The 19,868-nt window shown below is 64.9% G+C and carries 16 protein-coding genes; 12 read left to right on the forward strand and 4 right to left on the reverse strand.

Going from position 1 to position 19,868, the window contains the following annotated elements; all coding sequences use genetic code 11:
- Positions 1 to 123 precede the first annotated feature (123 nt).
- Complete coding sequence (locus EB836_RS15235) at positions 124 to 1,629, forward strand: PepSY-associated TM helix domain-containing protein (RefSeq protein WP_135541888.1); 1,506 nt, start codon at positions 124 to 126, stop codon at positions 1,627 to 1,629.
- 375 nt (positions 1,630 to 2,004) lie between these two features.
- Here the strand turns inward: EB836_RS15235 and EB836_RS15240 are convergent, their stop codons facing one another.
- Genes EB836_RS15240 through EB836_RS15245 form a run of 3 tightly spaced genes read right to left on the reverse strand, consistent with a single transcriptional unit; the run spans position 2,005 to position 6,075 of the window.
- Complete coding sequence (locus tag EB836_RS15240; protein ID WP_135541890.1) at positions 2,005 to 3,978, reverse strand: hydantoinase B/oxoprolinase family protein; 1,974 nt, start codon at positions 3,976 to 3,978, stop codon at positions 2,005 to 2,007.
- A 10-nt stretch (positions 3,979 to 3,988) separates the two neighbouring features.
- On the reverse strand, positions 3,989 to 4,429 hold the full coding sequence (locus EB836_RS18710; RefSeq protein ID WP_346763096.1) for a hypothetical protein: 441 nt from the start codon (positions 4,427 to 4,429) through the stop codon (positions 3,989 to 3,991).
- On the reverse strand, positions 4,405 to 6,075 hold the full coding sequence (locus tag EB836_RS15245; RefSeq protein WP_346763097.1) for a hydantoinase/oxoprolinase family protein: 1,671 nt from the start codon (positions 6,073 to 6,075) through the stop codon (positions 4,405 to 4,407). The genes EB836_RS18710 and EB836_RS15245 overlap by 25 nt, the downstream gene beginning before the upstream one ends.
- 176 nt (positions 6,076 to 6,251) lie before the next feature.
- On the opposite strand from EB836_RS15245, the gene EB836_RS15250 reads away from it, so the two are divergent.
- The 3 genes from EB836_RS15250 (at position 6,252) to EB836_RS15260 (ending at position 9,809) form a co-directional block, all read left to right on the forward strand.
- Positions 6,252 to 7,397: a PucR family transcriptional regulator gene (locus EB836_RS15250; protein ID WP_167854481.1), complete on the forward strand. Its 1,146-nt coding sequence runs from the start codon at positions 6,252 to 6,254 to the stop codon at positions 7,395 to 7,397.
- 95 nt (positions 7,398 to 7,492) lie between these two features.
- The gene (locus tag EB836_RS15255; RefSeq protein WP_135541893.1) at positions 7,493 to 8,782 is read left to right on the forward strand and encodes an aminotransferase class III-fold pyridoxal phosphate-dependent enzyme; all 1,290 of its coding nucleotides are present in this window, start codon (positions 7,493 to 7,495) and stop codon (positions 8,780 to 8,782) included.
- Between the two features lie 4 nt (positions 8,783 to 8,786).
- Positions 8,787 to 9,809 carry a phosphotransferase gene (locus tag EB836_RS15260; protein ID WP_167854482.1) on the forward strand — a complete coding sequence of 341 codons (1,023 nt, stop codon included), beginning with the start codon at positions 8,787 to 8,789 and terminating at the stop codon, positions 9,807 to 9,809.
- Between the two features lie 74 nt (positions 9,810 to 9,883).
- On the opposite strand, the gene EB836_RS15265 is transcribed toward EB836_RS15260, so the two are convergent.
- Positions 9,884 to 10,960 (reverse strand): VanZ family protein, encoded by a 1,077-nt coding sequence (locus tag EB836_RS15265; protein ID WP_135541897.1) that lies wholly within the window; start codon positions 10,958 to 10,960, stop codon positions 9,884 to 9,886.
- 123 nt (positions 10,961 to 11,083) lie between these two features.
- On the opposite strand from EB836_RS15265, the gene EB836_RS15270 reads away from it, so the two are divergent.
- The 8 genes from EB836_RS15270 (at position 11,084) to EB836_RS15305 (ending at position 19,846) form a co-directional block, all read left to right on the forward strand.
- Positions 11,084 to 13,402, forward strand: a complete 2,319-nt coding sequence (locus EB836_RS15270; protein WP_135541899.1) for an MMPL family transporter — start codon at positions 11,084 to 11,086, stop codon at positions 13,400 to 13,402.
- Positions 13,403 to 13,644: 242 nt separating this feature from the next.
- Positions 13,645 to 14,640 (forward strand): TAXI family TRAP transporter solute-binding subunit, encoded by a 996-nt coding sequence (locus EB836_RS15275; protein ID WP_135541901.1) that lies wholly within the window; start codon positions 13,645 to 13,647, stop codon positions 14,638 to 14,640.
- Positions 14,641 to 14,688: 48 nt separating this feature from the next.
- Positions 14,689 to 15,123 (forward strand): DUF1850 domain-containing protein, encoded by a 435-nt coding sequence (locus tag EB836_RS15280; protein ID WP_135541903.1) that lies wholly within the window; start codon positions 14,689 to 14,691, stop codon positions 15,121 to 15,123.
- Between the two features lie 5 nt (positions 15,124 to 15,128).
- Entirely contained in the window at positions 15,129 to 17,090 is a 1,962-nt protein-coding gene (locus tag EB836_RS15285; RefSeq protein WP_135541905.1) for a TRAP transporter permease, read from the forward strand.
- 301 nt (positions 17,091 to 17,391) lie between these two features.
- Positions 17,392 to 17,853, forward strand: coding sequence for a MarR family transcriptional regulator (locus tag EB836_RS15290; protein ID WP_135541906.1), 462 nt, complete (start codon positions 17,392 to 17,394; stop codon positions 17,851 to 17,853).
- A gap of 83 nt (positions 17,854 to 17,936) precedes the next feature.
- Positions 17,937 to 18,980 carry a pirin family protein gene (locus EB836_RS15295; protein ID WP_135541908.1) on the forward strand — a complete coding sequence of 348 codons (1,044 nt, stop codon included), beginning with the start codon at positions 17,937 to 17,939 and terminating at the stop codon, positions 18,978 to 18,980.
- Positions 18,981 to 18,992: 12 nt separating this feature from the next.
- Positions 18,993 to 19,367 carry a GNAT family N-acetyltransferase gene (locus EB836_RS15300; RefSeq protein WP_135541910.1) on the forward strand — a complete coding sequence of 125 codons (375 nt, stop codon included), beginning with the start codon at positions 18,993 to 18,995 and terminating at the stop codon, positions 19,365 to 19,367.
- Positions 19,368 to 19,375: 8 nt separating this feature from the next.
- On the forward strand, positions 19,376 to 19,846 hold the full coding sequence (locus EB836_RS15305) for a carboxymuconolactone decarboxylase family protein (protein WP_135541912.1): 471 nt from the start codon (positions 19,376 to 19,378) through the stop codon (positions 19,844 to 19,846).
- The last annotated feature ends 22 nt before the right edge of the window (positions 19,847 to 19,868 follow it).

The following is a 19,868-nucleotide window of genomic DNA, read 5'->3' on the forward strand; positions in this document are numbered from 1 at the left end:
TCGACCGCGACTGCGTGTAGTGTGCGACGACTGCCGACCGCAACTGCCCGTCGACAGCATCTGCTCGGCGAGGGCATCAGGCCGACCCGATCCGGTTCAGCGCACCTGAGAGAAAGCATCATTATGACCACACCTTCATCAACCGTGCCCGAAAGTTCGGGCTCGGAACCGACCCTCCACCGTGACGACCCCGACCGCTCCGACAGGCCCGTTCCGTGGTTAGGCCCGCTTCTGCGCCGTCTCCACTTCTACGCGGGGATCCTCATCGGTCCGTTCATCCTCATCGCCGCGCTCACCGGGGCGGCCTACGCGATCAGTCCGACGCTCGAGAAGCTGGTCTATGCCGACCAGCTCAGCGTCCCCGCCGCCGACGATCCGCTGCCACTGGCCGACCAGATCGAGGCCGCGAACACCGTGATCGCAGGCAGCGATTCGACGCTGTCCGCCGTGCGACCGGCACCCGAGCCGGGCGACACCACGCGGGTGATGTATTCCGATCCCAGCCTCGGCGAGAGCGAATCCCGGGCGATCTTCGTCGACCCCGCCACCGCCGAGGTGGTCGGTGACCTCACCGTCTACGGAACCTCGGGTGCCCTGCCGCTGCGGACGTGGATCGATCAGATGCACCGGAGCCTCCACCTCGGCGACGTCGGACGGATCTACAGCGAACTCGCCGCCTCATGGTTGGGAATCGTCGCCGCGGCAGGTCTCGTGCTCTGGATCCTCCGGGCTCGCAAAACGAAGAAGCCCGCCGCGATGCTGCGGCCGAGCCGGAAGCACAAGGGGCTGAGGCGCACGTTCTCCTGGCATGCCTCGGTGGGCGTCTGGGCGGCGATCGGGATGCTCTTCCTCTCGGCCACCGGGATCACCTGGTCGCAGTTCGGCGGGGAGAACGTGACGAAGCTGCGCGCTGCGCTGAGCTGGGAGACCCCGGCGGTATCGACGGAACTCGGCGGTCATAGCGACGCGGAAGACGCAGCGGGTGCAGCGAGCGCCGGTGCGCATGCGCATCATGGAACCTCCGCCGAGGCGGCCGACCCTGCCGCTGCTCGTTCCGTCATCGATCCGGCCGACTTCGACATGATGCTGTCGATGGCGCGCGGAGTCGGTATCGACTCCGGGGAGGTAGAGATCCTGCCGCCCGAGGCAGACGGATCAGCGTGGGTGGTGCAGGAGATCCAGCGCAGCTGGCCTACTCAGGTCGATGCGGTCGCCTTCGACCCCGAGACGATGGAGGCCACTGACCGTGTCGACTTCTCCGATTACGGGGCAGCGGCGAAGCTCGCCCGCTGGGGTGTCGACCTGCACATGGGCACACTGTTCGGACTGGCCAACCAGATTGTCCTCTTCGCCCTGGCCCTCGGCATCGCATCGATGGTCGTCTGGGGATATGTCATGTGGTGGCAGAGGCGGCCGAAGCGGAATCCGGCGAAGAGGTTCGGGCGCGCACCCGCACGTGGTGTGCTGAATTGGGTTCCGTGGTGGGGGATGGCTGCGGTCGGTGTTGCCGCGATCGTGACCGGCCTGTTCCTGCCGCTGGTGGGCATCAGCCTCGTCGTTATCCTCGTCTTCGACGTAGCGCTGGGGATGAGGGCACGTCGTCGTGAGCGGCGGCCAATGATGGGTTAACGCTCACTGCACCCGGGCGAAGTGTGGAAGCACCACATTAGGGACAAGCCGCCATCACATTAGGTGCGGGTCGACATCACATTCTGGACAGGTCATCAGGACGCGAACCGATGACCTGTCCAAAATGGGTTCGGTCGGGGGCAGTGTTCGGCCGGATCGAAATCGAGGTGCGAACGGGTTTTGGCACTCGGGTCGATGTCGGCGTAGAGGATCGTCTCCTCTTCGCAGACTGGTCCGGCCAGCACCTCACCGGTGGGCGCGATGATGACGCTGCCGCTGCGGATAGCGGTCCAGCCGTAGGGCAGTTCTTCGTCGAAGGGGTGGTGGTCGGGGCGCTCGCCTTGAGTGGACGAGCGCCCCGGCTGCTTGAAGTCATCAGCTCCAGTGCGCAGCCGACCGAGTCCGCATACTGTCGCGGAACTGTCCCGTTGACTTCTCCAGCAACTCTCCGGTGCCCCAATCGAGCACGACGCCGTACTGGCGGATGACGTCGTGGACGGTGATCTCACCATCGCGGTAACGGCGGGCCACCTCGGCGGGGTCGGCCTCCAGCCAGGACGCACGTTCGGACCGGATTCGTGCCCGTTCCTTCTCTGTCGCGGCTTCGTCGATCTCGTATTCGTCGACCTCGGCATCGATCTCCCGGATGACGACGCCGTAGTCCTTGGCGGCGCGGTCGATGGAGACGTAGCCGTCGATGACGTCCTCGAGGACCTCAGCAGTGGTCCGGTCGAGCGGGTCCCCGAAGCCGCCGCCTCCGGCGCTGGGGCGTTCGAACGTATCACCGGGGCTGATGGCGACGTTCGAGAACGTGGCACCCAAGTAGCGCGGGTTCTCTGACGAAGGATTGAGCCAGACTCCGTGCGGGATGGACGGCAGTCCGCCATTGATGCCCCACGTCGTCGACCGCCCGCGGTCGCAGCAGTAGCTCATCACCGCACCGGTCGCATCGGTGAGGATGCCGCCTTTATTCACTCCACATCCTCCTCGGAACCTGCCCGGCCCGCCGGAATCGATGTTGATCGAGTGCTGAGTCGTGACTACCGGGGTCAGGCGCTCCTGTCCCTCGACCGGTTGGACGGCGAGTCCGGTGCCGAATACCGGCGACGTCGCCGAAGATCCGTCCTTCGTCGACCGGCCGCCCCATCCGCCTGCCATCCAGTCATACCACATGAAGTACGGGCTCGACTCGGTCCTGGCATCATGCCCGCCGACGAGCAGATACTCGAGGTTGAATGCACACGCCATGGCGCGTTCGGGCATGATGTGGGACCACAGTTCGAAGATCGCGTTCATGACCTTCTCGTACGGGCCCGAACAGAACCCGGTCACTGCATGCGGCCAGCCGGCGTTGACGACGGTGCCCTCCTCGCCGATCTCTGCGGTCACCGCCTGGTAGAACCCGGAGTTGAGCGGAACCTCGGGGAAAAACGTCTTCGTGCCGGCGTAGATCGCCGAGAACGTCGTCCCGTAGCCGGAGTTGAGGAACGTGGAGACCGCCTCGGCGGATCCCGTGAGGTCGTAGTGGATACCTGTCCCGTCGAGCGTGAGCTTCACCCGGATCGGAGCCAGCCCCTCGCCCTTAGCCGGATCGCCGTCGAGGAAGTCAACGGTCTCCCACTCGCCCTTCGGCAGATCGCCGAGGCTGGCGAGCACGGTGCGGCAGACATAGTCCTGCGTCTCCTGCATCGCATCGAGGACCGTGTCCTTCGAATATTTGTCGACGAGGCGGAGCACTTCGCGTTCGCATACGGCTGTGGCCTCTGCCTGCGCATTGAGGTCGCCGAGGGCTTGGTCCGGCGCGCGAGTGTTCGACACGAGCAGCTGTGCAACATCGTGAAGGAACCGTCCTTTGTGCCAGACCCGCAGCGGCGTGATGCGCAGCCCCTCACCGAAGTGCTCACTGGCAGAGACATCGAACGAGCCCGGGACGGACCCGCCGATATCGGCCCAGTGGCCTTTGTTCTGCGCGAAACCGATGATCTCGTCATCAGCGAAGATCGGACGAATGAAGCTGACGTCGTTGAAGTGGGTGCCGCCTCGATAGGGGTCGTTGATGAGGAATACGTCACCGGGGCTGATGTCGTCGCCGAACTCCTCCATGACGGCCTTGCACTGGAAGTGCAGAGTGCCGACGTGGACGGCGATGTCGGCACTGCCCTGCATGACAGTGTTTCCATGGCGGTCGCACAAGGCAGAGGAGAAGTCACGGGAATAGATGACGAACGAATAGCAGGTCCGCAGGATCTGCTCGCTCATGAGGTCGACGCTGGTGGCGAACGCGTTCTTGAGAACCTCGAAGGTCACCGGGTCGAGAGTGGATGTGGATTGCTGCGTTGTGGTGGTCATGGTCGTCTCCTCACAGGCCGTTCTGTGTCGAATCGTCGGCAGCTGACGCCAGCGCCGGCTCCTCTGCCTCAGTGGTCAATGCGATGCGGATGTTGAACCACTCGTCGATCACTGCCGAAGAATTCGGCGGGATCACAGTGGTCGAGTCGATCTGATTGAGAATCGCCGGTCCGATGAACGCTGCCCCCGACGGCAGGTTCTCGCGCTGGTAGACCGGAGTCGAATACCACTGACCGTCGAAGAACACGTCGCGCGTCTCGATCGGCTCTCCTGGATCTTGGCTGCTGACAGGCGTCGGTTTGAAAGCCGGCTTCGGTGTCTTTCCGAGCGCCTTGAGGTGCAGCTGGTAGATCTCCACAGGGGTATCGTCCTGGCGGAAGGCGTACTGCTTTTCGTGCTCTTCATGGAAGAGCTGGACTGCTTCGTTCAGTGCGTTCGGCCCCGACCCCATCCGCACCTGCAGTGATCGCCATTGCCGTGATAACGCATCGATATGCCTCGTTCGAGCACGGCGTCCTCCTCGGAGACCTTCTCGTGGCGAAGACGTTCTCGCCCTTCGAGCTCGAGTTCGCGAAAGTGCTGTTCGACCGATTCGGCATCTGCGGAGGCCGCGACGCCGGTGAACATCTGCGACAGGTCGTGCTGAATGTCGACGAGCAGACATCCCAGGGCCGAGGTGACTCCGGGGCTCGGGGGAACTATGACCGAGGGGATATTGAGCTCGCGGGCCACATCGGCCCCGTGCAGGGCGCCGGCTCCTCCGAACGCGATGAGTGCGAAATCGCGCGGATCGAGTCCGCGTCGGATGGACACGAGACGGACAGCATCGGCCATATTCGCATTGGCCACCTTGACGATGGATTCGGCCGCAGTGTCGACGTCGAGACCGAGCGGGTCTGCGATCTTCTCCTTGATCGCGGCTCGAGAGCTGCCGCGGTCCAAGGTCATCTCGCCATCGGCGAGGTCGGTGCCCAGGCGATTGAGCCAGAGGTTCGCGTCGGTGTTCGTCGGTTCTTGGCCGCCGCGGCGATAGCAGACGGGGCCGGGGTCGGCTCCCGCTGACTGAGGACCGTTTCGCAGCGACCCTGCGATGTCGATATGAGCCAGCGAGCCGCCACCTGCGCCGATGGTGAGCACCTCGATGCTGGGGAAGACAATCGGGTGACCGTATTCGACCTCCCATTCGTTCGTCTCTCGGAGCTCGCCGTCTGCGATCAGTGAGATGTCCGTCGACGTGCCGCCCATATCGAGACCGACAGCGTTTTCGTAGCCGCACTGCTCAGCGACGTGTTGAGCGGCGATCGCACCTGCGGCGATCCCCGAGGCGGCCAGGCGGACAGGAAACTTCTTGACGAGCTCCGCAGTCATGGACCCGCCACCTGAATGGAGCAGCAGAAGCTCGCCCGAATACCCGTCAGCAGTCAGGTTGCTGTCGAGCAGTTCGACATAGCCTGAAACCAGGGGCCCGAGCACGGCGTTGGCCACAGTCGTGTTGAATCGGTTGTGTTCGAAGATCTCCGGCAGCACCTCGGCCGACGTCGAGATGCTGGCGTCGGGCAACTCCTCAGCGAGGATCTCGCGCATCCGGATTTCGTTCGCGGCGTTCGCATACGAGTTGACGAAGCAGACCGCGACGGTGGTCGCGCCGCGCTTCCTCAGCAGGCGTCCGAGATTCTGGGCCTCGTCTTCGTCGAGTTCGGTGACGATATTGCCGGCATAGTCGACGCGTTCGGTGACTTCGAAACGGTCGCGGCGTCGAATATAGGGCCCGGAGACGTCCGAATAGGCGTCCCACAGATCATCTTTCGTGCCATCACGGATCTCGATGACATCGCGGAAGCCCTTGGTCGTCACCATCGCCGATTTGGGGAATCTACGAGTTATGAGCGCATTGGTTGCAACGGTGGTTCCGTGCGAGAAGAGTTCAACCTGGCTGAGGTCGACGTCTGCCCGCTTCACTCCGTTGAGGACGGCCTCCATCGGGTTCTCAGGGGTCGAGGGCACTTTCGTCACCCTCATCTTCTGGGTGGATTCGTCGAAAACGCAGATGTCGGTGAATGTTCCGCCGACGTCGACTGCGACGCGTAGATCTGGCACGGTCATCTCCTTTGATTGTGATGTTCTCCATAGCCTGGCCCTCGACATTTGAGCGGGTCAATGGAGCAGGTGAAGGATGAAAAGATAAGATTTGTGAAAATCACAAAGGGTGGCCATCGTTGCAGATGGCTGGCCCGCTGGTGACTCGGCACCTGCGACGGCGAGGAGGGACGCAGATGATTCCGAACCGAATTCCGCTGACTCGAGAGGAAGTCTTCGACGAGCTGATGAGTGGTCTGAATTCCTCCGACCCTCTGGAATCGACGCTTCTGCGCGCGGCAAGACTCAGCAAGGGCGCGGGGCTGGTGGTCAATGAGCTCGGAGAGGTCATTCGATCTGTCGGTACGGCGCCGACTCATCTCATTTCTCAGTGGGTGCAAGGTGAAGCTGTCACAGATGCCGACCATGCGCGGGGAGCCGAGCCGAAGTCGGGAACCATCGGACGCTGGCACGTCTGTGCTCAGGCGGTTCGTCTGCGAAGCCGCAACCACGTCATCGTCATCGCCGTGCACGATGATGAAACTGCGGAGACGAAGAACAGTGCCGCCGGCGGCCTGATCCTCGATGTCATGACCAAGCTCCTACGGGCTTTCGAAGGCTTCGAGTCGTTTTCGATCAGCAATCGGCGAGAGGAATCGTTCCGAGTGCTGCGGGACCTCGAAGCCGGGGTCTCACCGGGACGAGAACCGGCGATCTGGCGGCTTCTCGAAAGCTTCGGCTTCGTCGCCTACGAGCCGATCCGCGCAGTGCGAATTCGGCTCGACGTATCCGATACGGAGGCGGCTCGAACGTCGCTGCCTCCAGGCGGCGGGCTCGTCATCAGGGAGACCGGGAACGGAACATCGTCGATCGAACAGACAGCGGTGTGCTCGGGGGATTTCGATGTCGAAAGTCGCCTGGATGCTCCCGGCCTCCTCGGCGCCGGAGTGTCCGGCCTCTTCACGTCGCTGAGTCAGGTGCCCGAGATGCTGCAGACTGCGAATGTGGCTCTTGAATCAGTGAGCGAGCCGATATTCGCGTTCGTCGACCGAATGCGCCCGATCGAATGGGCCGCGGCACGGATGAGTGCGCGTTTCGACCGCCGTCTCGTCGCTGGCTTCATCGCACCGATCATGACCGGGCCCGAAGCGTCCACCACTCTGCGCACGTACGTCGACAGTGGCGGCAGGATCGCGGAGTCCGCTGCTCGGCTGCACGTCCACGAGAATACTGTGCGTTACCGGCTCGGGCAGATCGAGAAAGCCTTGGGCGCACGGCTCACCGATCCCCGGATCGCTGCAGAGGTCGTCCTCGCACTGCAATGCCTCGATACGGTCGAATAGGCGGAGCCTGACGGCCGGCCCCGACACTTCCCCAGGGTCGGCCTGACCGTGCCTCTGAGGTAAGCTCACAGACGTTTCGAAGAGGAGAGTCGACCATGGCAGACGAGTCAGCACCGGCAACCGCGTTGGCGAAGGACCGCTCACGCGTGCTCGGCGGGACCTATCGGACCTTCTACTCCGAACCGCTCACCGTCGCCTCCGCCCGCGGCTGCACGATCACCGATGTCAACGGCGAGGACTACCTCGACGCCTACAACAATGTGCCGGTCCTCGGCCATTCCTCTCCGGCGGTGCGCTCTGCCGTGGCTGCGGAACTCGGCCGCGCGAACTCGCACACGCGCTACCTCGACGAGGGGGTCATCGACTATGCGCGGCGCCTCGTCGACCGTTTTCCCGCACCCCTCGAAGCTGTCGTCTTCGCCTGCAGCGGCTCCGAGGCCAACGACCTCGCATTGCGCCTCGCCGCCCACAACACAGGCCGCGACGGTCTCATCGTCACGCGCCATGCCTACCACGGGACCACCTCGGCGGTTGCCGCTATCTCCCCGAGCCTCGTCGGCACGGAGGTCGGTGACCACGTCGAACCGATCGACCTGCCCGCCTGGGACGCCGCCGACTTCGACGACCAGCTCGCCGAGGCGATCGCCGAAGCCGCCCGGCGACTCAGGGCACGCGGGCATCCCCTCGGGGCCTTCATCCTCGACTCGACCGTGACCAGCGACGGGATCCTCGAACCCCGCTCTCTCGCCGCCACCGCTCGAGCTGTGCGCGACCACGGGGGACTCTGGATCGCCGACGAGGTGCAGTCCGGCTTCGGTCGTACGGGCGCCGATTGGGGCTTCCAGCGTCTCGACGTCCTCCCCGACCTCGTCACCTTGGGCAAGCCGATGGGCAACGGGCTGCCGATCTCTGCGGTGCTCGGGCCGCGGCAGATCTTTGACGACTTCGGTGCCGAGCAGCGCTACTTCAACACCTTCGCGGGCACCGCCGTTCCCATCGCCGCCGCCGAGGTGGTGCTCACCGCCCTCGAATCCGGTGACCTGACCGCACGGGCACAAGAAGGCGGTCGACTGCTCGAGAATCTGCTCATCGACGCGATCGAGGCTTCGAACACGCCCGCGCTGGTGCGCCGCAGCGGACTCATGGTCGGCATCGACTTCGAGACCGGGAACATCACCGCCGAGGCGGCGGCCGAGCGGGCGAAGGCCATGGTCGAGCGCCTGTATGCCGAGCGGATACTCGTGAGCACGACCGGACGGGCGGGCACGGTGCTCAAGATCCGGCCCCCGCTGGTCATCACCGACGACGAACTGCGCGAGCTAGCCGACGGGTTCACCCGCGTACTTGCCCGAGGCGAAGCGGAAGCCGCGAATGCAGGCGAATGAGCCCGTGCCCTCGACCGAGGAGACGCTGCCGCCCGATCTCGCAGTGATCATGTCCGAGCTCAGCGACCTCTATGGGGTGCAGGTGGAGCAGCCGAAGCTGTTCAAGGGGGAGTTCGACGTCAACGTTCGGTTCGTCGATCCCACTCACGGGATGCTGCTGGCGAAGGTGAGTCCGGGCAGCCTCGGCGAGGGGATGCTTCGCTGGCAGGAGGCGGTACTCGAGGCTGCGGCGGCGAGTCGGGAGGTGACGTTCCGGACCCCGAGAATCCTGCCGGCACCCGACGGGCGCGGGCACGTGCGCATCGGCACGCGCCTCGTGCGGGTGGTCACGTGGATTCCCGGGCGGCTGTGGAACGAGAATCCGAGAGCCGGCGGTGCCGGGGCCGAGCTGCTGCATTCGCTCGGACAGACCTCGGCACGACTGACTCTGGCGCTGGAAGCAGTCGAGATGCCGACGGACGTGCCGGGGCACGACTGGATGATCGAGCGTGGCCCTCTCGTCGTCGGACGTGCACTCGACCGACTTGAGCGAGGAAGCGGAGAGCGAGACGAGGCAGAGCTGGAAGGGCGCGTGTCTGTCGTCCGGCGCATCACCGATCATTTCGCCGAGCGCGTGCTCCCGCGGCTCAGTGCCCTCCCGCGGGCGGTCATCCACCACGACTTGCACGACGCGAACGTCGTCCTCGACGAGGCCGGGACGGCCGTGGCCGGAGTGATCGACTTCAATGACGCCGTGTGCGCCCCGCGGATCTCCGACCTCGCGATCTCAGGAGCGTACGCGATGCTGCGCCGCAGCGATCCCGAGGCCGCGTTCCGCGCCGTCGTCGACGGGTATCGCAGAGTGCTCGAACCCGACCCGGCGGAACTCGAGGTCGTCGGCGAGATGGCACTGATGAGGCTGTGCATGAACTGGGCGCAATGGCGGGCACGCGCCGTCGATGCCGTCGACAGCGAGTACGCTCTGCAGCGATCCGCGCACACCTGGCCCCTCATCGCCCACCTCGCCGAGGCGGGGACTCCTCACTGAGGCAGGAGCACTTCGCCGGGACTGTGGGGCCACCTTGTCGAAACCGGAGGCTGTCTGCGAACGCCCCGGAGCCTTCAGCCGTCGAGCGAATCCTGCACTGTCGCGGTTCTTGCCCTGACGTCGTCGATCTCGGTTCCCGACACCACGCATGCCAGGCCCCGATGACGGCGAGTTGTGAAGACAGTGACGGCAGAGACGGCGACAAGGAGGAAGAGGAGCAGCCCGGAGAGCGGGAACGCCCATTGGGACAGCAGCATGTATCCGCCGATGCCGAAGAGGAACCGCAGGGTCCGACCGACCGCCACGGGGTGGCGGACCTGCACAGCCGCGATGAGGACGAGGCGCTCGCCGATTGTCACACCTCTGCTGAGCACCGAGAACAGCTGAGCGGCGAAGGGCAGGATGAAGCCGATGAGCGCCACGATCGGGCCCGGCTCAGTGAGCGCGCCGTCATCGAGGACGGCGGCGGTGACTCCGAAGACGAGGGAGACGGTCCAGCTGAACAGCACCCAGATGAGCAGATCACAGAGGATGCCGGTGAGCCGACGGGTCACCGTGATCGGGCGTGGCGCGTCGACCTCCTGCAGGCCCTCCCTCCTGCGCAGGAGGAGCAGGCTTGCGAGAGAGCCGAGGACCGCGCCGAGGGTATTCATCATGAGATCGTCGACGTCGAAGACCCGGTAGGCGCAGGAGTAGATTCCCCAGATACCGGTGATCTGTGTGAACTCGATGAGCGCCGAGGCGGCCAGCCCCGTCATCGTCGCCACGATGATGCCTCGTCCGGCGAGCTGCCTGACGAACCAACCGAGTGGAACGAAGAGGATGACGTTGAGCGCAACCTGCAGGACCGCCGGGTTGGTCATCAGAGCTCGGACACTGCCAGTGTTGAAGCTGAGGATGTCGGCGATGAACTGGAAGGGTCGCAGCTGCACTGCCGCACAGGTGATTTCATCGGCCGGAGGGACCGGCAGCAGCGTGTACGTCCACAATGCCATCGCGTAGATGGCGGCGGCGAGCCAGACGAGCGTGTGTCCGAAGGTGAGCCCGCCTCGGCGGCGATAGCTGATCGCGACGAACGGTACAAAGGCGAGGACCGCGATGCCGCAGCCGACGAGGACGGCCACGAAAGCGGGAATGACGAAGGAACTCATTCCCTCAACTCTACGTGTTCGTCCCGGTCAACGGTGCCCGCTGTCGGCGCCGGAAGACCCACCATGTGATTCCGCTTCTACCTCTCCGTCTCTGTGGTCCGGCCCTCCGCGTAGGCTGAGGTCATGCCGCACTTTCTGCTGACCCGCACCCCGCAGCCGCCACGTCCCGACAACGATCGGGACGCGCAACGCTCTGTCAGCAAGGCCACCACCGGTGTCGGCGACCCAGTCCGCGGGCGCAAGCCACTCATCGCCCTCTTCGCCGTCCTCCTCGTCGCCTGGGTCGGCATCTCCGGTGTCGGAGGCCCGTACTTCGGCAAGATCTCCGAAGTGGCCACGAACGACCGCTCGTCGTTCCTCCCCGAATCCGCGGAATCCACCCGTGCCCAGGACCAGATCGAGAAGTTCAGCGACCTGGACTACGTACCTGCCATCGTCGTGCTCGAGAACCGTGATGGAGTCACCGACGACGATCGGGCCCGACTCGATGAGCTGACGAAGACGCTCGAAGACGACGACCTGCTGGCCGCCGATCCCTCACCGGCCATCCCGTCCGATGATGGTGAGGCCCTCCAACTCATCCTCCCGGTCTCACAGGCGACGACGGCCGATGACGTCGAATCCATCCGAGCCGCGGTCGGGAAGGTCTTCCCGACCGCGACTGCCGCCGATATGACCCCAGGTCAGACCAGCAATCTCCCGACAACCGTGGCAGACGTCCACGTCACCGGTCCGGCGGGATTCTCCGCCGACCTCTCCGAAGCCTTCGCCGGCATCGACGGCATCCTCCTGCTCGTCGCGCTCATCGCCGTCTTCGTCATTCTCATCATCGTCTACCGGTCCCCGCTGCTGCCCGTCATCGTCCTCTTCACTTCGGTCGCCGCGCTCGCCGCCTCGATCTTCATCGTCTGGCATCTCGCCGATGCCGGTATCCTCCTGATCAACGGGCAGGTCCAAGGCATTCTCTTCATCCTCGTTGTCGGCGCCACCACGGACTACTCCCTCCTCGTCGTCGCCCGGTTCCGCGACGCACTCCTCCACGAGTCCGACCGAGTCAGAGCCGGTCTGAGCGCCGTCAAGGGAGTTCTCGAACCGATCGCGGCCTCCGGCGGCACCGTCATCGCTGGGCTCCTCGTCCTCCTGCTCACCGATCTTGCCTCAACCAGAGCGCTCGGCCCCGTCGCCGCGATCGGCATCGTCGTGGCGATGCTCGCGGCCTTGACCTTCCTGCCCGCCGCACTGATGATCATCGGCCGAGCCGTGTTCTGGCCCTTCCTTCCGCGCCCCCAGGCCGAAACGGCGAAGCCCAAACGCGGGATCTGGGCCCGCATCGCCGAGGCGGTTGCCGACCATCCGCGCCGCATCTGGGTCACGCTCGTCATCATCCTCGCCATCCCGCTGCTCGCCCTCCCGCAGTTCAAGGCCGAGGGAGTCCCACAGTCCGACTTCGTCCTCGGCGACTCCGAAGCCCGCGACGGCCAGGACATCCTGGCCGATCACTTCCCCGGCGGCTCCGGGTCCCCGGCACAGATCGTCGTGGCGAAAGATGAGCTCAGCGATGCCGCGAAGGCGGTCGGCCGCCTCGGCGGGGTCGAATCGATGACCGTCGTCGCGAACGATTCCCCGAGCGGGACGCTGTCCATCGGCAAGGACGGCGAGCTCGAACAACCGCGCGGTCGCCCGGGAGCCGGCGGCTCGGACGTGTCCGGGCAGTCGGGGGAGTCGCAGCCGACCCCGACCGAGGTCGACGGCAAGGTCCTGCTGGAGGCGACCCTGACCGCCGTCGCGGATTCGGACGAGGCCGAATCGACGGTCACCGAGATCCGCGATGCCGTGCACGACATCGACGCGCACGCCCTCGTCGGCGGGGAATCCGCGGTCGACCTCGACACGAACACCACCGCCGAGGCGGACCGGACCTTGGCCATCCCGCTCATCCTCGTCGTCATCACGGTCATCCTCATCCTGCTGCTGCGGTCCCTGCTGGCCCCGCTGCTGCTCGTGGTGCTCACCGTGCTGTCCTTCGGCACTGCGCTGGGCGTCTCCGCGCTCGTGTTCAACGATGCCATCGGGTTCTCCGGTGCCGATCCCTCGGTGCCGCTCTATGCGTTCGTCTTCCTCGTCGCGCTCGGCATCGACTACAACATCTTCCTCATGTCGCGGGTGCGGGAGGAATCGCTGCATCTGGGAACCCGGGCCGGCGTGCTCAAGGGGCTCGTCTCCACGGGCGGGGTGATCACCTCGGCGGGCATCGTGCTGGCCGCGACCTTTGCCGCGCTCGCCGTCATCCCGGTGATGTTCCTCTTCCAGCTCGCTTTCATCGTCACCTTCGGCGTTCTCCTCGACGCGATCCTCGTCAGATCGCTCGTGGTGCCCGCGCTCGTCCACGACCTCGGTCGCAGCGTGTGGTGGCCGTGGCGGAAGCGGATTCCGCTCGACTGAGCAGCGCTCCAGCGGCAGCATCGCAATTGCGGCGGCGGACAGAGCGGCAGTCTGATGATGAAGTTCTGGGCGGAGGCGGCTTCGTCGCCCGGGCTGTCGACGCATCGGGGAAACGGATTGGTCACAATCGATCTTGCAGGCGGCCTGACTATGGCAAGGGCTATGGCGATCCTCTAGGGTGCAGTACGTAGGTATTGCTCACGCAATTGTCACCTGATTTTCAGGATTCGAAGGAGAACACAATGACGCGCACTCTTCGCCGACCCCGCACTCTCGCAGCAGCCGCAGGAATCGCGGCCGTGACTCTGTTGGCTTCCGCTTGCGGCGGAGGCGGAGGAGGAGGTGAGAGCGGAGAGGGCGGTGAGCAGAGCGCCGACTTCATCACGATCGCCACCGGCGGTTCCTCAGGCGTGTATTACCAGGTCGGTGCCACGATGTCGGAAATCCTCGCCGACGAACTGGGCGCGGATACCTCGGTACAGTCGACGGGCGCCTCGGTGGAGAACCTCACCCTCATCCAGGACGGCGGTGCGGAGCTCGCGTTCACCCAGGGCGATGCAGTCGACCAGGCCCTGGCCGGGGAAGGTGCGTTCGAGGGCAAACAGATCGATTCCCTGCCGGTCGTCGCGAATCTCTACGACCAGTACGTCCAGCTTGTCACAGTCGAGGGGTCGGGCATCGAGTCCATTGAGGACATCAAGGGCAAGTCGATCTCCGTCGGCGATCAGAACTCCGGCGTCGAGCTCAACGCTCGGACCGTCGTCGACGCCTACGGCCTCAGCTACGACGACTTCAGCGCCGACTACCTGCCCTACGCCGAGGCGGTCGACCAAATGCGCAACGGACAGCTCGACGCTGCATTCGTCACCAGCGGTCTGCCGAACTCTGCGGTCACCGACCTCGCGACCAGCGACGACGTCAAGGTCGTCCCATTCACCGGCGACGGACGGGAGAAGCTGCTGTCCGAATACGACTACTTCGGCGAAGGCGAGGTCCCAGCCGGGACCTACGGCGACAGTGAAGCCGCGCAGACCCTGACGATCCCCAACCTCCTTGTGGTCAGCCCCTCGCTCAGCGAGGACGCCGTCTATGACATCACGAAGACCCTGTTCGACAACATCGACAAGGTCCAGAGCTCGCACAGCGCGGCGAAGGACATCACCGTGGACAACGCGCAGGACGTGCCCGTGAGCGAACTCGCCCCCGGCGCGAAGAAGTACTTCGACGAACAGGGCTGAGCCATTTCGAGCCTGACCCGCCGGGCGGCTCTTACGCTCGCCACCACGGTGGGGCTGGGCATCGCCGTTCCGACGTCGATGTCCGGTCCCGCACCGAGGCGGCTGGTCATCCGACAGCAGGAACCGGGTGACCAGGTGTATCGGTCGGTGCCCATCGACGGCGACGACGAGGTGGCGATGACGTGGATGCACTCGGTCGACAAGACCCCCTGGTGGGAGTACTACCGGGCCGACGGCGACGAGCTCGTCCTCGACTGCACCGAACTGTCGCTGATGGGTGCGGGTACCCCGTTCGAGGCCCCGCAGACCGAGCTCGACGGCGACATGGTCCGGCTCTGCGGCCTCGATGAGCGCTTTCCCGCAGTGCGCTGGATCCACTCACACCGCGTCCACCACCGGATCTACTTCAACGGCGAACTCCTGCTGCCGACCCGGGCGATCGGCCACCATGTCCGCGCCGAGATGATCCTGATCGGAGACTGAATACTATGACGAACTCATTGCCCACCGATGCTCCGCCCCCGGAGTCGATCGAAACGGTGGAGAAGTACGATCGCGAATCGCGCACACGCGACATCTGGTCAACGAAGTGGGCGCTGCCGCTGACCGTATTCGCTGTCGGCCTCTCCCTCTACCAGATCTACTACGCCCTCTTCGGAGGGCCGCCGACCCTGGTTCATCGCGGCATCCACGTCGGCGCGATCCTCGTCCTCTGCTTCGCGGTTCAGCGCTTCCGCCTCCGCGAGACGCGATCGACCCCGCCGTGGTTCGATTGGCTGTGCATCGCCGGCTCCATCGCCATCGCCGTCTACCTCGCCGTGGTCTTCGATCGCCTGACCGTCAGCGGCGGCCGATTCGAGACCATCGACGTCGTCTTCTCCGTCATCTGTCTCGTCCTCGTCCTCGAGGCCGCTCGACGGGTCACCGGTCTGATCCTGCCGATCCTCGCCGTGCTCTTCATCGTCTACGACTATTACGGCCGGTCGATGCCCGGACTCTTCCGACACCGCGGCTACGACCTCGACCGGATCGTGACCTTCATGTACGAGTCGACCGAAGGTATCTTCTCCACAGCCATCGGTGTGTCCTCGACCTACATCTTCCTGTTCATCCTCTTCGGCGCCATTCTGCAGAAATCGGGGATGGGCCAGTTCTTCAACGACATCGCGTTGGCCCTCGCCGGCCAGGCGCGCGGGGGCCCGGCCAAGGTCGCGGTGCTCGCCTCCGGATTCCTCGGGTCGATCAACGGCTCGGCGATCGCCAATGTCGTCACCACCGGGGCCTTCACGATTCCGATGATGAAACGGGTGGGGTACCAGCGCAACTTCGCCGGTGCTGTCGAGTCGGCAGCCTCGGTGGGTGGTCAGATCATGCCACCGATCATGGGCGCTGCGGCTTTCATCATGGCCGAGACTCTCGGAATTCCGTACACGCAGATCGTCCTCGTCGCCATCATTCCGGCCGTCCTGTACTACCTCGGCATTCTCATCCAGGTGCACCTGCGTGCCACGAGTCAGGGACTGCGCGGCATCAGCCGGGAGAACCTGCCGGCAGTGATGGACGTGATCAAGGAACGGGGGCACCTGCTGCTTCCGCTGCTGTTCCTGCTCTACATGCTCTTCTTCTCCGGGACGACGATCCTCTTCGCGGCCGTGACGACGATCTTTGTCACGATCGCCGCGGCGATGGTGCGCAAGAGCACTCGGATGTCGCTGCTCGACATCGTCCACGCCCTGCGCGACGGGGCGCTGACCGCAGTGTCCGTGGCGGTGGCCTGTGCATGTGTGGGCATCATCGTCGGCGTCGCCACTCAGACCGGTTTCGGCGTCAAACTGGCGGGGACTATCGTCACCATCGGTGGTGGTCTCCTCCTGCCGACGCTGCTGATGACCGCCGTCGCCTGCATCATCCTGGGCATGGGGCTGCCGTCGATCCCGGCCTACATCATCGTTGCCACGATGGCCGCGCCCGCCCTCGTCCAGCTCGACGTGGCGCCCCTGGCTGCGCATCTCTTCGTCTTCTACTTCGGGCTCTTCGCCAATATCACCCCGCCAGTGGCCCTGGCGGCTTTCGCGGCGGCCGGCCTCTCGGGCGGCAGTCCGATGCGGACCGGTTTCGTCGCGATGCGTCTGGCACTCGGCGGGCTCATCGTGCCCTTCGTCTTCGTCTATCAACCCGAGCTGCTCATGCTTGACGGCACCGCGGCGGACACGGTGAGGGCCGCAGTCATTCTGCTCATCGGGGTCGCGCTGCTCGCGGTCGCTGCCGAAGGGCACCTGTTCGTTCCGCTGCCGATCTGGCTGCGCATCGTACTGGCGCTCGGAGCGATCGGTCTGGTCACTCCCGACTATGTGCTCGACCTCATCGGCGCAGTCGCGGCACTCGCCGCAATCGGCGTGGCGATGTTCATGGCCAGACGTCAGGGGAGGCTGCATCTGCGGGAGATCTGAACCGACCGCTGGGCCGAGCGCCGCTTCGCCGTTCGGTGCAGGCGTTTCGCCTGCGAGGTCAGCTTCAGGCGCAGGAGGCAATACGATACCCCCGGCCGGTGATGAAGGGTCGTGGGGAGACCGCTTTCATCCGTGATCGCCGGGGGTACGTAGGGGATACTTCGGTACTTCGACGAGGGGATCGTCGACGTGGCCTGTTAACTCAGGGCCAGGTACAACATTGAACTACGATTTTGTTGACGGTGCAACAAAAGTGCCGGCCGACACATCGGATGGCAGTTCGTGAGGGAGAGACAGGCAGATGGAAGAGACGACTCCCGTCAGCAGCATGATCAGGCAGAACGGCCCGATCAAGATCGCGGCCTGGCGGCTGATGATGGAGAAGTATCAGGACTTTATGACGCGGTTCGAACACGAGTTCCGGACCCGCCATGGGCTCAGCGCCAATCAATTCGATGTGCTCATCAATGCGTCGACCTCGGCGCAGGTCAGGCAGCGCGACCTGTTGCGCAGTCTGGTGATGAGCCGCAGTGCGCTCAGCCGTCTGCTCGGCAAACTCGAGGGGCGCGGGCTCGTGACCCAGGCAGCCGACCCGGAAGACCACCGCGGGGTACTCGTCGCCCTCACCGAGGCGGGGCAGAAGCTCTGCGCCGAGGCGGCTGAGTCGAACGGTGAGATCATCATCTCCGCCTTCTCCGGTCTCACGGACGCCGAGGCGGAGGAGATCTTCCAGCTCGTGTCCAAGATCTGCCCGGTGGGGTAGCTGACTCACAAAGCTCAGCCAGCGGTCAAGGGGGCCTGCCGCCGCCCCTCCCCGCGCCTGTCGAAGACGGCTAGGCTGAGGCCATGAGCAACGTTGAGACCCGTCCCGAGCAGGTAGTCTGCAAGGCCGGGGGACTGCCCGGGCCCTCCTGCGACCAGCAGGGACGTTCCCCAGTCGAGATCATCACCTCCCGCGACGTGCCGCTGGGTGGGCCCCGCGCGATGACCGTGCGGCGGACCCTCCCGCAGCGCCAGCGTTCTCTCATCGGCCCGTGGTGCTTCGTCGACCACTACGGCCCGGCGGACGTCTCCGTCACCGGCGGAATGGACGTCGCACCCCACCCGCACACCGGATTGCAGACCGTCAGCTGGTTGTTCCAAGGCGCCATCCAACACATCGATTCCGGCGGAAACGCGGGCCTCGTCCTGCCCGGCGAAGTCAACCTCATGACCGCAGGCGCCGGCATCTGCCATTCCGAAGTCTCGACCGACGACACGACGACCCTGCACGGCGTCCAACTGTGGCTGGCTCTGCCCGATGCCACCCGACACCAGCCCGAACGCGAATTCGAGCATTTCGAACCCGAGCCGGTGTCGCTAGACGGCGGGGAGATGCTCGTCTTCCTCGGGAAACTCTGGGGAACGGAGTCTCCGGTGCACACGCACACCCCGCTGGTCGGCGTCGAGATACGCCTCGATCCGGGCGCAACCATCGACCTGCCCGTAGATCCGCGGTTCGAGCACGGCCTCCTCGTCGATTCCGGTGATATTGCGCTGGAGAACGTCGATCTGCCGGTCGCGGCGATCGGCTATACGGGCATCGGCGTCGAGGAGCTGCGCATCGCCAATCGCAGCGACGAACCCGGCCGGCTCATCCTCATCGGCGGTGAACCGTTCACCGAAGAGATCGTCATGTGGTGGAATTTCCTCGGCCGCACCCACGAGGAGGTCGCGGCCTACCGTGAGGAATGGCAGGCCGAAGGCGATCGCTTCGGCGCCGTCGAGGGATACGTCGGCAAGGGTGGACCCGGTCAGAACGCCGATGGCATGGGCAGGCTCCCCGCGCCGAGGATGCCCGACGTGACGATCAAAGCGCGGAGGAATCCGCCCCCGCAGGTCCAGAAATAAGGAGCGTTAACCATGTCGAAGACATTCGAAGACAAGACCGGGGCCGAGGTCACGGTCTCGCTGAACGAATCAGCGCAGGCCTATGAGATCACCGTGGCGGACGGGACAGTCGCCGGGAGCGCGTTCTTCCTGCCCGGACCCGACGCGGAGACCGAGCGCATCTTCCATCACACCGTTGTCGACGAGCAGTTCGGCGGTCGTGGGTTATCGAAGATCCTCGTCGCCGAGGCACTCGAGGACTCACGCGAACGCGGAGTGACCGTCGTGCCCGTCTGCCCGCTCTTCGTCAAGAAGCTGCAGGAAACCGGCGATGATTATGCGGCTCAAGGCGGTAAGTTCCGCAATGCGACGGGCGCCGATATCGACATCGTCAAGCGACAGGCGTGAGTGAGGGTATGAGCAACGCAAGTCGACCATTCATCGACAAGATCCACCCCGAGAACTACAAGGCGCTGGCCCAGGCGGCCGCGAGTTCGCGGAAGGCGTCGCGCGAAGCGGGTCTTGATGACGCGCTCATCGAGCTCGTGAACACGCGGGTCTCGCAGATCAATGGCTGCCGCACCTGCCTGAGCATCCATGCCCCGGCGGCCAGGAAAGCCGGCGTCTCCCAGCTCAAGCTCGATGTGCTGCCGAGTTGGTATGAGGCCGAGATCTTCACTGATCAGGAGTTCGCGGCGCTGACCCTGGCCGAGTCGTTGACCGTGCTTGACAAGACGGAGGATCGCGATGCGATCGCCGCTGAGGTGGCGCAATTCCTGACGACCGAGCAGATCTCTGCGATCGAATGGTCGACGATCCTCATCAACGCGTTCAACCGCATCTCGATCGCCAGCGATCACCCGGTGTTCGGAGCAAAGCAGGACTGAGCCCAGGCGGCCTTCGGGGCGA

Origin of the sequence: Brevibacterium sp. S111 (assembly GCF_004745075.1) — a bacterium.
Classification (GTDB): Bacteria; Actinomycetota; Actinomycetes; order Actinomycetales; family Brevibacteriaceae; genus Brevibacterium.